The organism is Kitasatospora sp. NBC_00070 (genome assembly GCF_045041205.1).
Lineage (GTDB): Bacteria > Actinomycetota > Actinomycetes > Streptomycetales > Streptomycetaceae > Kitasatospora.
The window spans coordinates 1,890,434-1,903,862 of sequence record NZ_CP108247.1 but is presented as its reverse complement, the minus strand read 5'-3'; the positions used below and the strand labels follow the sequence as shown (position 1 = coordinate 1,903,862).

At 74.7% G+C, this 13,429-nt stretch carries 13 protein-coding genes and 1 riboswitch; of the genes, 4 read left to right on the top strand and 9 right to left on the bottom strand.

The genetic code is table 11. From position 1 onward, the window contains the following. Positions 1 to 6: 6 nt before the first annotated feature. A complete protein-coding gene (locus OHV05_RS08815) occupies positions 7 to 858 on the bottom strand; it encodes a GNAT family N-acetyltransferase (protein WP_405017160.1) in 852 nt (283 codons plus the stop codon). Positions 859 to 969: 111 nt separating this feature from the next. On the opposite strand from OHV05_RS08815, the gene OHV05_RS08810 reads away from it, so the two are divergent. After that, complete coding sequence (locus tag OHV05_RS08810) at positions 970 to 1,305, top strand: antibiotic biosynthesis monooxygenase family protein (protein WP_405017159.1); 336 nt, start codon at positions 970 to 972, stop codon at positions 1,303 to 1,305. 34 nt (positions 1,306 to 1,339) lie between these two features. Here the strand turns inward: OHV05_RS08810 and OHV05_RS08805 are convergent, their stop codons facing one another. The 6 genes from OHV05_RS08805 to OHV05_RS08780 all read right to left on the bottom strand — a co-directional run bounded on the left by OHV05_RS08805 (position 1,340) and on the right by OHV05_RS08780 (position 7,836). Then, the gene (locus OHV05_RS08805) at positions 1,340 to 2,218 is read right to left on the bottom strand and encodes an ECF transporter S component (RefSeq protein WP_405021415.1); all 879 of its coding nucleotides are present in this window, start codon (positions 2,216 to 2,218) and stop codon (positions 1,340 to 1,342) included. Then, positions 2,170 to 3,777 carry an ABC transporter ATP-binding protein gene (locus OHV05_RS08800; protein WP_405017158.1) on the bottom strand — a complete coding sequence of 536 codons (1,608 nt, stop codon included), beginning with the start codon at positions 3,775 to 3,777 and terminating at the stop codon, positions 2,170 to 2,172. The genes OHV05_RS08805 and OHV05_RS08800 overlap by 49 nt, the downstream gene beginning before the upstream one ends. After that, positions 3,774 to 4,919, bottom strand: a complete 1,146-nt coding sequence (locus OHV05_RS08795) for an energy-coupling factor transporter transmembrane component T (protein WP_405017157.1) — start codon at positions 4,917 to 4,919, stop codon at positions 3,774 to 3,776. The genes OHV05_RS08800 and OHV05_RS08795 overlap by 4 nt, the downstream gene beginning before the upstream one ends. A 1-nt stretch (position 4,920) precedes the next feature. After that, positions 4,921 to 5,574: an SCO2322 family protein gene (locus OHV05_RS08790; RefSeq protein ID WP_405017156.1), complete on the bottom strand. Its 654-nt coding sequence runs from the start codon at positions 5,572 to 5,574 to the stop codon at positions 4,921 to 4,923. After that, positions 5,571 to 6,917 (bottom strand): prenyltransferase/squalene oxidase repeat-containing protein, encoded by a 1,347-nt coding sequence (locus OHV05_RS08785; RefSeq protein ID WP_405017155.1) that lies wholly within the window; start codon positions 6,915 to 6,917, stop codon positions 5,571 to 5,573. Before OHV05_RS08785 ends, OHV05_RS08790 begins: the two co-directional genes overlap by 4 nt. 82 nt (positions 6,918 to 6,999) lie before the next feature. After that, positions 7,000 to 7,131: riboswitch (cobalamin riboswitch) on the bottom strand. A 114-nt stretch (positions 7,132 to 7,245) separates the two neighbouring features. Beyond that, on the bottom strand, positions 7,246 to 7,836 hold the full coding sequence (locus tag OHV05_RS08780; RefSeq protein ID WP_403032973.1) for a TetR family transcriptional regulator: 591 nt from the start codon (positions 7,834 to 7,836) through the stop codon (positions 7,246 to 7,248). Positions 7,837 to 8,170: 334 nt separating this feature from the next. On the opposite strand from OHV05_RS08780, the gene OHV05_RS08775 reads away from it, so the two are divergent. The 3 genes from OHV05_RS08775 to OHV05_RS08765 are packed head-to-tail and all read left to right on the top strand — an operon-like array spanning position 8,171 to position 11,339. Then, positions 8,171 to 9,490, top strand: a complete 1,320-nt coding sequence (locus OHV05_RS08775; protein WP_405017154.1) for a glycosyltransferase family 4 protein — start codon at positions 8,171 to 8,173, stop codon at positions 9,488 to 9,490. A 59-nt stretch (positions 9,491 to 9,549) separates the two neighbouring features. Continuing rightward, on the top strand, positions 9,550 to 10,284 hold the full coding sequence (locus OHV05_RS08770) for a class I SAM-dependent methyltransferase (protein ID WP_405017153.1): 735 nt from the start codon (positions 9,550 to 9,552) through the stop codon (positions 10,282 to 10,284). Then, positions 10,281 to 11,339, top strand: a complete 1,059-nt coding sequence (locus OHV05_RS08765; protein WP_405017152.1) for a prenyltransferase — start codon at positions 10,281 to 10,283, stop codon at positions 11,337 to 11,339. Before OHV05_RS08770 ends, OHV05_RS08765 begins: the two co-directional genes overlap by 4 nt. 63 nt (positions 11,340 to 11,402) lie before the next feature. On the opposite strand, the gene OHV05_RS08760 is transcribed toward OHV05_RS08765, so the two are convergent. Further along, positions 11,403 to 12,338 (bottom strand): hypothetical protein, encoded by a 936-nt coding sequence (locus OHV05_RS08760; RefSeq protein ID WP_405017151.1) that lies wholly within the window; start codon positions 12,336 to 12,338, stop codon positions 11,403 to 11,405. A gap of 142 nt (positions 12,339 to 12,480) precedes the next feature. Continuing rightward, entirely contained in the window at positions 12,481 to 13,425 is a 945-nt protein-coding gene (locus OHV05_RS08755; RefSeq protein ID WP_405017150.1) for an N-acetylmuramoyl-L-alanine amidase, read from the bottom strand. Between the last annotated feature and the right edge of the window lie 4 nt (positions 13,426 to 13,429).

Here is a 13,429-nt window from a genome sequence, read left to right as displayed (position 1 = left end):
AGCGGGTCAGGGCAGGTCGACCGAGCGGAGCTCGTCCAGCACGGCGAAGCCGGTGGCGTCGTACAGCTTCATCGCCACCTCGTTGCCGCCGAAGACGTTGAACATCATCACGTCGTCCCCGCCCTGCCGGGTGGCCCACTCGCCGACCGCCATCGCGGCCCGGCCGTAGCCCTTGCCGCGGTGCTCGGGGTGCACCTCCAGGGAGAACCCGAAGGTGACGCCCGGCAGGAAGGCGTGGTTCACCCAGCCGGTGCCGACCACCTCGCCGTCGGCCTCGAAGGCGTAGATGGCGTGACCCGGGGTCAGGTACCCCTGCGGGAGGTAGCGCTCGAAGTCCTGGTCGGACTTCTGCCGGGCCTGCTCCGGGGTGAGGGCGCCGGCCCGGACGATGTCCGCGACGTACGCGGCCGTCTCGGCGGCGTACCAGGCCGGGTACTCCTGCTCGGTGAGCCTGCGGACCGTCAGGCCGGGCGGGAGCCCGGGGTGCTCGGCGGCGGCCCGCATCCGGGTCTGGCCCCGGACGGGGTAGCCGGCGAACTGTCCGGGGCCGCCGGTGAGCCGGACCTCCACCCGCCGGGCGCCCTGCTCGGCGCACCAGCGCTCCGCCCAGGCCCGCCCCTGCTCCACCGTCAGCTCGTGGATCCGGCCGACGGGTGTGCCGTCGTCGTCCCGTATCCCGACCGCGATCCACCCGGTGCCGTCGGTGGCCACCGTCCAGTCCTCGGACCCCTTCAGCGCCCGCTCCAGCAGCGCCAGGGCCAGCGGCTCGGAGCACCCCGCCGCCCGGTACCGGGCGAGGGCCCGCTGCTCGAAGCCGTCCCGCCACCTGCTCTGTTCCACCACGACCATTGCGTTCATCCGGTCACCATAGGCCGGGTCACCGTCGGGGCACAGGCCGTTTACGCTGGGCCCCGGGCGGTGGTTCGGAGTCGTCCCCGTGTCGTGCGTGTCCTGATGAAGAGGTGTCAGATGGCCAGCGTGGTGAAGATCAACGTGTTGACGGTGCCCACCGAGATGCGGGAGACCCTGGAGCAGCGGTTCGCCTCCCGGGCCGGGTCGGTGGAGGGCTCGGACGGCTTCGAGTGGTTCGAGCTGCTCCGCCCGGTGGAGGGGACCGACCAGTATCTGGTGTACACCCGTTGGGCCAGCGAGGATCACTTCAAGGCGTGGATGGAGGGCCCGATGCAGGCGGCCCACCGCCAGGGCCCGCCGAGCGCCGAGGGCGGGCAGCCGAAGCCGGCCGCCGCCGGTTCGACGCTGTGGTCCTTCGAGGTGGTGCAGTCCACCGGCCCGAAGCAGGGCTGAGCCCGGTCGGGGACGCCCGGCCCCCGACCGGGGGTCAGGCGTCCTCGAAGCCGACCGGGGCGTCGAAGGCCGCGCGGCGGACCGAGCGGCGCAGGGCGCGGACGATCGGGCCGCCGACGGTGAGGCAGAGCACGGCGGTGAGCACCGCCCGGGGGAGGTCCCAGCCGAGCGAGGTGGCCAGGCAGTAGGCCAGGAAGTGGCCCAGGTTGGTGCCGAGGTCGGCGGCCGGGTCGAAGGACAGCGCCGGGGGCAGGCCGACGCCGAGGTAGGGCCAGAACTGAAGGTTCATCACGGTGCCGTAGGCGACCGCGGCGACGGCGCCGTAGCCCGCCAGCAGCAGGAGTTCGGCCCGGCCGCGCAGCCGGGCGGGCCCGGGCAGCAGACCGGCGCCGAGGCAGACCCAGCCCATGCTGAGCATCTGGAACGGCAGCCAGGGCCCGATCCCGCCGGTCAGCAGGGCGGAGGCGAACATGGTGACCGAGCCGAGCACGAAGCCGAAGCCCGGGCCGAGCACCCGCCCGGCGAGCACCATCAGGAAGAACATCGGCTCGAGACCGGCCGTCCCCGCGCCGAGCGGGCGCAGCGCCGCCCCGGCGGCGGCCAGCACGCCGAGCAGGGCCACCGACTTGGCGTCCAGCCCGGAGCCGCCGTCCGAACGGCCCTCGGAGATCTGGGCGATCACCACGCCCAGCAGCAGCGGCATCAGCAGGGCGAACAGCCACGGTGCGTCGGTGGAGTGCCCGGCCAGCGCCGAGGAGGGGTCGGCGAGCAGCGGCCAGCCGAAGGCGACCGCGCCGATCGCGGTGATCAGCAGCAGCAGGACGATCGAGCGCAGGCCGAGCGGCACCGGCCGCGTGAGCGCCTTCACGCCGGGTCCTGCAGGGCAGTGGCGACCTGGCTGACGGTCAGCCAGGGCAGCGGGGCGAGCACCTTGGCCACCTGCGGGGCGAACACCGGGGAGGAGACCACCACGTCGGCGCTCGGGCCGTCCGCGACGATCTCGCCCTCGGCCAGGATCACGGTGCGGTGGGCGAGTTCGGCGGCGAGTTCGACGTCGTGGGTGGCCAGCAGGACGGCGTGGCCCTCGGCGGCCAGCTCGCGCAGCACGGTGACCAGCCGGGCCTTGGCGGCGTAGTCCAGGCCCCGGGTCGGCTCGTCCAGCAGGATCAGGTCGGGGCGGGCGGTGAGCACCACGGCCAGCGCCAGGGTGAGGCGTTGGCCCTCGGAGAGGTCGCGCGGGTGCAGCGCGTCGTCGATGCCGGGCAGCAGCCGGGCCACCAGGGCGCGGCAACTGCCGGGCGCCGAACCGGAGTCCTGGTCCGCGCCCGCGCACTCGGCGGTCACCGTCTCGGCGTACAGCAGGTCGCGCGGCTCCTGCGGGACCAGGCCGACCCGGCGGATCAGCTCCTTCGGCCTGGACCGGTGCGGGGTCAGCCCGGCCGCGTCGACGGTGCCGGAGTCCGGCTTGTACAGACCGGCCAGGGCGCCGAGCAGGGTGGACTTGCCCGCACCGTTGCGGCCCATCAGGGCGGTGATCTCGCCCGGGCGGACGGCGAGTTCGACCCCGCGCAGCACCGGGTTCGGCCCGCGCCTCAGGGTCAGCCGGGAGACCACGGCGATCGGCGCGGTGGTGACCGGCGGTACCACCGGCGGGGTGCGGCCGTCCAGCGCGGCCCGCAGCGGGGCGGCCCGGCGGCGGGCGTCCCGGACCGACAGCGGGAGCGGGGACCAGCCGGCCGCCCGGCCGAGCCCGACCACCGGCGGGTAGACCGGGGAGACCGCCATCAGCTCGGCCGGGTCGCCGAACCGGGCCGGCCCGTCCGGGGTGAGCAGCAGCACCTGGTCGGCGTACTGGACCACCCGCTCCAGCCGGTGCTCGGTCATCAGCACGGTGGTGCCGAGGTCGTGCACCAGCCGTTGCAGCACCGCGAGCACCTCCTCGGCCGCGCCGGGGTCGAGCGCGGAGGTGGGTTCGTCCAGCACCAGCACCTTGGGGTGGCTGGTGAGCACCGAGCCGATGGCGACCCGCTGTTGCTGGCCGCCGGAGAGGGTGGAGAGTGCCCGGTCGCGCAGCTCGGCCAGGCCGAGCAGGTCCAGGGTGTCTTCCACCCGGCGCCGCATCACCTCCGGGGCGATGCCCAACGACTCCATGCCGTAGGCGAGTTCGTCCTCGACGTTGTCGGTGACGAAGTGCGCCACCGGGTCCTGGCCCACCATGCCGACCAGGTCGGCGAGTTCGCGCGGGCGGTGCGCGCGGGTGTCCCGGCCGTCGACGGTGACCCGGCCGTGCAGCACACCGCCGGTGAAGTGCGGCACCAGGCCGTTGACCGCGCCCAGCAGGGTGGACTTGCCGACCCCGGACGGGCCGACCACCAGGCAGAGTTCCCCTTCGGGGACGGTCAGGTCGAGACCGCCGAGCACCGGCGCGGCGGCGTCGTGGTACTGGACCGACACCTGTTCGAAGACGATCACGGGCGCTCTCCGGGACGGGGCGGGGCGGGGGCGACGAAGGCGGGCAGCAGGCCGATCAGCACGGCGAACGCGGGCAGCAGCGGGAGTTCGGGCGCGGTGGGCGGTACGGCCGGCGGGTTGAACGCGCCGGGGTCGCGGCCGGAGAGCCAGATCAGCAGCGCCGCGACGGCCAGGCCGGAGCCCGCCACCAGCCACTCCCGCCAGGCCCACGGGTCGGGCCGGTAGCGGGTCCTGACCGACCGTCGGCCGCCGAGCAGCAGTCCGCCGCCGAGCGCGGCCAGCCCGGTGAGCAGGACCGGCAGCGCCCAGCGCGCGGTGCCCTCGGTGAGCAGGCCGTAGCAGGCCACGCAGACCGCCGGCAGTCCGGCCAGGGTGAGCGCGCCGATCGAGCGGGTGACCCGGCGCGGCAGGTCGGCGGTGCGGCCGAAGCCCCGGCTGTCCATGGTGGCGGCCAGGCTGACGGACCGTTCGAGGGCGGACTCCAGCACCGGCAGCCCGACGCTGAGCAGCGAGCGCAGGCCCCGGTCGGAGCGGCCGCGCAGCCGGCGGGCCGACCTGATCCGCTGGACGTCCGCGACCAGGTTGGGGGTGAAGGTGAGCGCCACCACGGCGGCCACCCCGGCCTCGTACAGCGCGCCGGGCAGCGCGCGCAGCAGCCGGGCCGGGTTGGCCAGCGCGTTGGCGGCGCCGACGCAGATCAGCAGGGTGGCCAGCCGCAGGCTCTGGTAGAGCGAGAAGAGCAGCCCCTCCAGGGTGACCGCGCCACCGATCCGCACCCCCTGCGCCCAGTCCGGCAACGGGAGTTGGGGCAGCGTGAAGAGCACGTGGGTGCCGCCGACCCCGGAGCCGAGGAAGACCGTGAAGAGCAGCCGGACGCCGAGCACCACCAGCGCCAGCCTGACGAAGGCGGCGTACGAGCGGGCCCACGGCTCGGTGCTGCGGCGGACCGCGACCACGTAGCCGGAGACCGCCACGATCAGCAGGAGCAGCAGCGGGTTGGTGGTGCGGGAGGCCGCCGCGCCGAGCCCGATCGCCCAGAGCCACCAGGCACCGGGGTGCAGGTGGCGCGGACCGATCGCGGAGCGGGTCGAGCGGACGGGGCGGGCGGGCCGCAGCCGGCCGGTGGTGGGCACGGGTGACACCTCAGGAGTCGCGACGGCGCCGGGCCTGCCAGACCGCGCCGGCGGCGAGGACCACGATCACCGCACCGCCCGCCAGCAGGCCGACCGACGGGCCCGGACTCCCGCCCTTGGCACCGGAGTCGGCCCCGGCCCCGACGGTGTCGCCGCAGCCGGTGCGCGGGTAGCCGGCGATGGCGCACAGGATGCCGCCGGAGTCGTAGCGCAGCGGCGGGGCGACGGCGGCCAGTACCTCGGCCGAGCTGGCGGCGGTGGGGACCGCCGCGCAGATCGTCCGGGCGGCCGGCGGGGCCTCACCGGCCGGTGCGTCGGCGGCGGTGCCGAAGTCCAGCACCACGGCGATCCGCTTCTTCCCGGCCTGGGCCGGGACGTCGGCGCAGACCGCGCCGAAGTCGCCCGCCGCGGTGGGCCGGGCGGCGCCCTGCCCACCGTCGGGGCTGACCGCGAACCGCCAGCCGTCCACCGCGCCGTCCGGCGGCACGTACACCGCCGGGCCCTGCTGCTGGTAGGCCCAGGCGCTCTCGGACCACTTCCAGAACGACCAGTAGCGGTAGCCGGTGGCCTGCGCGGGTGCGGCGAGCAGGAACGGGAGCAGCAGGGCCAGCACGGCGGCGACGGCCGCGGCCGCCACCGCCGCCCGGGGGAGCGGGAGGGTCACTTCTGCTCGTCGCCCTCGGACTTGCCGCCGTCGGTCTTGTTCGGGCCACCGGCGGGCCGGCCGGCCCGCTTGCGCTGGAGGCTGAGCAGCAGGCCGCCGCCGATGCCGACCAGCAGGCCGATGCCGACCAGCCAGACCGGGGAGATGCCGTTGTCGTCGTCGGCCCGGGCGGCCCCGCTGTCGTTCTGCGCGTCGGTCGCGGCCGCGGAGGCGGCGGCCGGGACGGACTTCGGCGCCGGGCCCGCGTCGATCAGCAGCTGGACCGTGTTGGTGCCGCCGAAGTGGTACGGGTCGAGCTGGACGGCCTCGGCGGTCAGCAGCATCAGCGCGGCGGCCGAGGCGTCGGTGCCGGACTTGCCCTTGGCGGCCCAGTCGTGGCCGTTGCCGGCCAGCCATTCGGCGGCGGGGGCGGCCGTGGCCGGGCGCCCGGACTGGACCAGGCCGAGCACGGTCCAGGCGGTCGCGGTGTAGTCGGGGGTCGCGGCGGCGCCGGGCATGGTCTGCATCAGGTGCTGCCCGTTCGCGTCCAGCTCGGCGGCCAGGTACGAGCCCGCCGCCTCGGCGGAGTCCGCGTGCGGCACGGTGGCCGTGGCGGTGGCGCAGTCCAGCGGCTTGGGCGGGCTGTCCACCCGGTTGGTGTTGGTGACCGGCAGCTTGCCGCCGGCCGCGGCCAGCAGCGCCTGCGAGCCGGCCAGGTCGTTGGCCTTGAGCGTGCCGTCCGGGGCCGGCTGGTAGGCGAACGCCCCGCGCTGCTCGACCGGCGCGGCGCAGCCGAGCTGGAACAGCGCCAGGCCGTCGTAGGCGTTCTTGCCGTTCTTGGTCACCGCGGCCGGGTCGATGTTGGCGGCCAGCAGCGCGTTGACGGCCAGTCCGGTGGAGTTGGCGTCGCCCGGGGTGCCGGGGTTGAGCGGCCAGCTGCCGTCCGCGTTCTGCACGGCCTTCAGCCAGTCGGAGCCTCGGGTCACCTCGTCCCGGTGCCCGCCGAGCTGCTGGAGCGCCTGGATCGCCATTGCGGTGGCGTTGCTGTCCTCGGCCTTGGGGTCGCAGGCCACCGAGGGGTCGGACCGGAACGGGGCCCAGCCGCCGTCCGCGCACTGCTGACCCGTCAGCCAGACCACGGCCGCGTCGGACGGGACGACCTTGACCGAGCCGAGCGCGGTGAGGGCCAGCGACTGCCGCCAGACGCCGTCGTACGTCGGGTCACCCTTGCCGTAGAGCGCGGCCGGGGCGGCGGCGGGCGTGGGGGTGGGGGTGGGGGTGTCCGCGAGGGCGGGGACGGCGGCGGCGCCGGTCAGCAGGGCGGCGGCCAGCGCGGCTGCGCCCATGCGGGCGGTGGTGAGCATGAGGGTCGACGTGCCTTTCGGTGAGCGGAGCAGCGGCCCGAGGCGGGGCCGCCCGTAGACCTCGACGGAGCCGGGCGCCCGGCACTGCCGCTCGCTCCCCGGCGGGCATCCCGACTGTGACGGTTGCGTGGTCAGCGCCGGAGTCGCACCGGCTTCCCCCGCACGAGGAGCGGATGAAGTTGTTGATCCTGCGTCCAAGACTCTAACCGTCCGACCGGACTCCCCCCGGCCGGACACGGTCCGGGCGGTGCGGGGTCTCCGGTGACCGGAACCGGTACCAGTTCTTCCGGCCGGGACGGGACGGACGCGCTCCGGTACCGGCCGGGCGTCAGAGCACCAGCAGCCGGGCGGCGGTGTGCAGGTCGCCGCGGACCTCGGCGAGCGAGGCGCGGCCGGAGAGCCAGGCCAGCAGGGTGGCGTGCCAGGTGTGCGCGATCACCCGCAGCGCGGCCTGCTGGGCCGGCGACGGGGTGGGGCCGAGCTGCGCGGCGTCCAGCACGATGGCCGAGGTGACGGCCGAGACGGCGTCCACCTCGGCGCCGACCGAGCGGTCGGCGAAGGAGAGCGCGCGGACCATCGCCTCGGCGAGGCGGGGTTCGCGCTGGAGCGCGTGGAACGCCTGGGTGAGCGTCTCGGCCACCCGGCCGGCCGGGTCCTCGCCGGTCGGCGGGTGGCGGCGGACCTGCTCGTGCAGGTGCTGGAGCTGCTCCTGCATCACCGCCACCAACAGGTGCACCTTGGACGGGAAGTAGCGGTAGAGGGTGCCGAGCGCGACCTCGGCGGTCTCCGCCACCTCGCGCATCTGGACCGCCTCGTAACCGCCCCGGGCGGCCAGCGCGGTGGCGGCCCGCAGGATCCGGCGGCGGCGTTCGGCCTGCCGGGGGGTGAGCCCGGTTCCGAGGGCGGCGGTGGTGGTCAAGGGGGCTCCCTGAGCGCGCGCGTGGGTGACCGGATCGAGGCGATTCAACCACGGGGTGGGAAATGAGGACACGTCAGTGAGGGGGTGCTCCGAGAGTTATGTCACAGTGAACGCCGGGTGAGCGGGCTCTGCGGACGGGTCAGAATGGAGCCCTCCGGTACCGGCGTACTCGTGAGTAGCACTCTGCGGGGGCGATCTGCCGCCCTCGGGTGCGGGCCGGTATCGTCAGGGTCTCTCATTGTTCGATCAGCCCAATGACGAGCTCCACCATCATGAAACGTGATCTACTTTCCCGCCGCCGCGCAGGCCGGGGAGTAGGGGACAGGAGCCCCGGATGACCGCGCTGCCGCCGCGACCGCTGCGGATCGCCCTGCTGTCCTACCGGGGCGACCCGTACTGCGGCGGCCAGGGCGTCTACGTCCGGCACCTGTCCCGCGAGCTGGCCAGGCTCGGGCACCACGTGGACGTGGTCGGGGCCCAGCCCTTCCCGGTGCTCGACCCGGTCGAGGGGCCAGGCAGCGTCCGGCTGGTGGAGCTGCCCAGCCTGGACCTGTACCGCGCCGACGACCCGTTCCGCACCCCCGCGCTGACCGAGTACCGGGGCCTGGTCGACCTGCTGGAGGTGGCCGGGATGCGGACCGGCGGCTTCCCCGAGCCGCTCACCTTCTCGCTCCGGGCCCGGCAGTACCTGGCCGCGCACAAGGGCCGCTACGACGTGGTGCACGACAACCAGACCCTCGGCTACGGCCTGCTCGGGCTGGCCAGGCACGGTTTCCCGCTGGTCACCACCGTGCACCACCCGATCACCGTGGACCGCCGGCTGGAACTGGCCGCCGCGCCGACCCGGCTGAAGCGGCTGTCGCTGCGCCGCTGGTACGCCTTCACCCGGATGCAGCGCCGGGTGGCCGCCCGGCTGGAGCACGTGATCACCGTCTCCGGCAGCTCGAAGGCCGAGATCGCCGAGCAGCTCGGCACCCCGCCAGGCAACATCGCGGTGGTCCCGATCGGCGCCGACACCCGGCTCTGGTCGCCCTCGGACGCGATCGCCCGGGTGCCCGGACGGATCGTCACCACCTCCAGCGCGGACGTCCCGCTGAAGGGCCTGGTGCACCTGGTCGAGGCGCTGGCCAAGCTGCGTACCGAGCGGGACGCGCACCTGGTGGTGGTCGGCAAGCCGCAGCGCGGCGAGGGCCCGGTGGCCGAGGCGGTCCGCCGGTTCGGCCTGGAGCGGCAGATCGAGTTCCGCACCGGGCTGACCGACCAGGAGCTGGTCGACCTGTACCGCTCCGCCGAGGTGGCCTGCGTGCCCTCGCTGTACGAGGGCTTCTCGCTGCCCGCCGCCGAGGCGATGGCCACCGGCACCCCGCTGGTCGCCACCACCGGCGGCGCGATCCCCGAGGTGGCCGGCCCGGACGGCGAGACCTGCCTGGCGGTGCCGCCCGGCGACGCGGGTGCGCTGGCCGCCGCGCTCGGCCGGCTGCTGGACGACCCCGAGCTGCGGTCCGAGCTCGGCGCGGCCGGGCGGGAGCGGGTGCTGGCCGGGTTCACCTGGCAGCGGGCCGCCGAACTGACCGTCGACCGCTACCGGGCGGCGATCGCCACCGGGGCCGGGCAGCGCGCCAGGGCCGGCGCGGGCTGGCGCTACGTCGCCTGACCGGCCCGCCTGACGGCCGATCACTTTTTTGCCGAGTACCAACGAATGGGAGCCCCGCAGTGCTGACCGTCGATTTCTCCCGCTTCCCGCTCGCCCCCGGCGACCGGGTGCTCGACCTGGGCTGTGGCGGGGGCCGGCACGCCTTCGAGTGCTACCGGCGCGGCGCGAACGTGGTGGCCCTGGACCGGAACGGCGACGAGATCGCCGAGGTGCAGAGGTGGTTCGCCGCGATGGAGCAGGCCGGGGAGGCGCCGGCCGGGGCCTCGGCGGTGGCGATGGAGGGCGACGCGCTCAACCTGCCGTTCGACGACGACACCTTCGACAAGATCATCATCTCCGAGGTGATGGAGCACATCCCGGACGACAAGGGCGTGCTGGCCGAGATGGTCCGGGTGCTCAAGCCGGGCGGCCTGCTGGCCGTCACCGTGCCGCGCTACCTGCCGGAGAAGATCTGCTGGGCGCTCTCCGACGAGTACCACGAGGTCGAGGGCGGGCACATCCGGATCTACAAGGGCGACGAGCTGGTCGAGAAGGTGCGGGAGTCCGGCCTGGAGCCGTACGGCGAGCACCACGCGCACGCGCTGCACTCGCCGTACTGGTGGATCAAGTGCGCCGTCGGCGTCAACAACGACAAGGCGCTGCCGGTCCGGGCCTACCACCAGCTGCTGGTCTGGGACATCGTCGGCACCCCGGTGATCTCGAAGATCACCAAGGCCGCCGAGAAGGCGCTCAACCCGGTGCTCGGCAAGAGCTTCGTGGTGTACGCCGGCAAGCCGCGACGGGCCGGCTCGTGACCGCCGCCATCCCGGAGGCGCTGCTGCTGGACGGGGTGCTGGACGCCCGTCAGGCCGCCGACACGGTGCGCTCGATCCTGGCCGACCAGCAGCCCGACGGCGCCATCCCGTGGTTCGCCGGCGGCCACCTGGACCCGTGGGACCACACCGAGGCCGCGATGGCCCTGGACACGGCGGGCGAACACGCCGCCGCCGAGGCGGCGTACCGCTGGCTGGCGGCCCGGCAGAACGCCGACGGCTCCTGGTACGCGGCGTACGTGGACGGCGAGGTGACCAACCGGGCCAAGGAGACCAACTTCTGCGCCTACCTGGCAGTCGGCATCTGGCACCACCACCTCTCCTCGGGCGACGACGCCTTCCTGGACTGGATCTGGCCGACCGTCCGCCGGGCACTGGACTTCACGGTCGGGCTGCGGCTGCCGGGCGGCCCGATCGCCTGGCGGCAGGACGAGGACGGCAGCGCGCCGCAGGAGGCGCTGCTGACCGGCTCGTCCAGCATCCTGCACGCCCTGCGGTGCGGCCTCGCCATCGCGGACTACCTCGAAGAGCCGCAGCCGGACTGGGAGTTGGCGGCCGGACGACTCCGGCACGCGATCACCCACCACCCGGAGCGGTTCCTCGACAAGGACCGCTACTCGATGGACTGGTACTACCCCGTGCTCGGCACCGCGCTGCGCGGCCCGGAAGCGGTGGCCCGGATCGAACGGGACTGGGAGCGCTTCGTGGTGCCCGGCCTCGGGGTCCGCTGCGTCAGCGACCGGCCCTGGGTGACCGGCGGGGAGAGCGCCGAACTCGCGCTCGCGCTCTGGGCGGTGGGCCAGTCCGACCGCGCGGTGGAGATCCTGCGCTGGATCCAGCACCTGCGGCACCAGGACGGCTCCTACTGGACCGGGTACGTCTTCGAGGACGACGCGATCTGGCCGGAGGAGCGCACCACCTGGACCGCCGGGGCGCTGCTGCTCGCGGTGGCGGCGCTGGGCGGCGACCACGCGACGGTGGCGGTCTTCGGCGGGGACCAGCTGCCGGCCGGACTGGTCGTCGGCGACTGCTGCTGACACGACGACGGAGGGGCCCGGGGACGTGATGTCCCCGGGCCCCTCCGCACGTACCGGACCGGATCAGCCGCGCTGGATGCCGGAGGCGTCGTTCAGCAGGCCGTGCGAGCCGTCCTGGAGCTGGGCGACCAGCGAGTTGCCGCGCTGCTCGATCGCCAGGTACCAGGTGCCGGGCACCAGCTCGCCGACCGGCGGGCCGACCGGGTTGTCCTTCGGCGCGAGCTGACGCGGCGCCGGGACGGCGAACCAGAACGGTGCGAAGTCCGCGGCCGGGGCGGCCGGGGTGGGCACCGGGACGGCGGGCTGGACCTGGGTCGGCTCCTGGTGCGCGGGGGCGGGCTGCGGTGCGGCCTGCCCCGGCGTCGGGTAGCCGTAGCCGTGCTGCTGCTCCGGCTGGGCGGTGTAGCCGGGCAGACCGCCCTGGCCGGGCTGGCCCTGCGCCAGGCCCTGGTCCTGCGCCGGGTAGCCGTACTGGCCGGGCTGGCCGGGAGCGGGCTGGAAGCCGCCGACCGGGGCGCCGGAGTACGGGGCCTGGGTGACCGGGGGCTTGTCGGTCAGCAGCGGGCCCTGGAGCGCGGGCACCAGCGGACCGGCGGCCGCGGCTCCGGCGAGCACCAGCAGCGCGAGCACGCCGAGCCAGGCACCGAAGCCGTGGCTGATGCCGCCGCCACCGGCCAGCGCCCAGACGCCGGACCAGAGGGCGGCCACGGCCAGCGCGACGCCCCACTGGTCGAGCCGCAGGCCGAGCACCTGGCGGCCGGCGACGGCCTCGCCCTGGAAGCGGTGCAGCAGGATCAGGGCCGCGGCGATCAGGCCGAGCAGGTAGACCGAGGGCAGCACCGGGAAGAGGTCGGAGGTCCAGGCGTTCTGCGAGTAGGAGGAGCAGACCTTCAGCACGCAGCTGTCGACGCTGAAGTACGGCAGGAAGGAAGAGATGAACAGCAGGACGGCCGCACCTGCGACGGCGGCGTCTCCCCTGGTGAGAGCGCGCAGATTCACTAACGTTCCCCTCGTCGGTGTATGTCGTGGACGGCAGTGTGGTTCGGACGGGGCAAAAGCCTAGGGCCAAGCCGTTCGGGAGTGCACGGCGGGCTGCCGAATCGGGGGGTGTCGTGGCAAATCACCCGCGATCGGCCCCCGGTCAGCCCGCCGGTGTGGTGAGGTAGGCGGTCAGCGCGTCGGCGATGCCCTGGGCGGCCTGCTGGCGCCACTGAGGGTCCGTCATCCGCTTGGCATCGCCCGAGTTTCGCATGTTGCCGCACTCGATGAACACCTTCGGCACCTTGGAGAGGTTGAGCCCGCCGAGGTCGCTGCGGGTGTCCAGGCCCTGATCGCCGATGTAGTCGGCGTACGGCTCGCCGGTGGCCGCCTTGAACTGCTCGCGCAGCAGCAGCCCGAGCCGGCGGGAGGACGCCACGATCGCCTCGGTGTCGGCCTTACCGGCCTTCACGTTGGCAGGCATGATCACGTGGAACCCCTGGGCGGCGGCCGGCGCCCCGTCGCCGTGCACCGAGACCGCGGCGTCCACCTTGCCCTCGTTGCCGATCCTGGCCCGCTCGTCGATGCACGGCCCCCACGGACGGTCCCCGTCCTGGGTGAACAGCACCTTGGCGCCGCGCTCCGCCAGCAGGGTGCGGGCCCGGCGGGAGACGTCGAGCGTGTACTCGGCCTCGCTGTAGCCCGCGTCGGTCGAGGTGCCGGTGGTGTCGCACTCCTTCCGGCTGTTGCCGATGTCCACCTGCCGGTTGATCTCGCGGGTGTACTTGGCGTTGCCGGTGTTGTGGCCGGCGTCCAGCAGCACCGTACGACCCGTCAGCGGACGGGCGGCGGTGGTCCCGGCGGCGGCCGCGTTGCCGGGGCCGGCCGACGGGGTGGCGGCCGGGGCGGGCGTGGCACCGGCGGTGGGCCAGAAGGTCGGCAGCACCGGCAGCTCCTCGGCCGGGGCGGCGGTGGCCGGGCGCGCGGCGTCGGAGGCGGGGCCGGACGGCCCCGCGCAGCCCGCCGCGCAGAGCGGCAGGACGGCGCAGAGCAGGGCGGAGAGCCGGAACAGCGGGGAGCGACGCGGGGCGCCGATGGTGCCGGTCACGAGT

Bases quoted from the DNA above. Each gene is read 5' to 3' on its own strand.
- OHV05_RS08810 (WP_405017159.1), top strand. From the start codon at position 970: ATGGCCAGCGTGGTGAAGATCAACGTGTTGACGGTGCCCACCGAGATG.
- OHV05_RS08815 (WP_405017160.1), bottom strand. From the start codon at position 858: ATGAACGCAATGGTCGTGGTGGAACAGAGCAGGTGGCGGGACGGCTTC.
- OHV05_RS08775 (WP_405017154.1), top strand. From the start codon at position 8,171: ATGACCGCGCTGCCGCCGCGACCGCTGCGGATCGCCCTGCTGTCCTAC.
- OHV05_RS08785 (WP_405017155.1), bottom strand. From the start codon at position 6,917: ATGCTCACCACCGCCCGCATGGGCGCAGCCGCGCTGGCCGCCGCCCTG.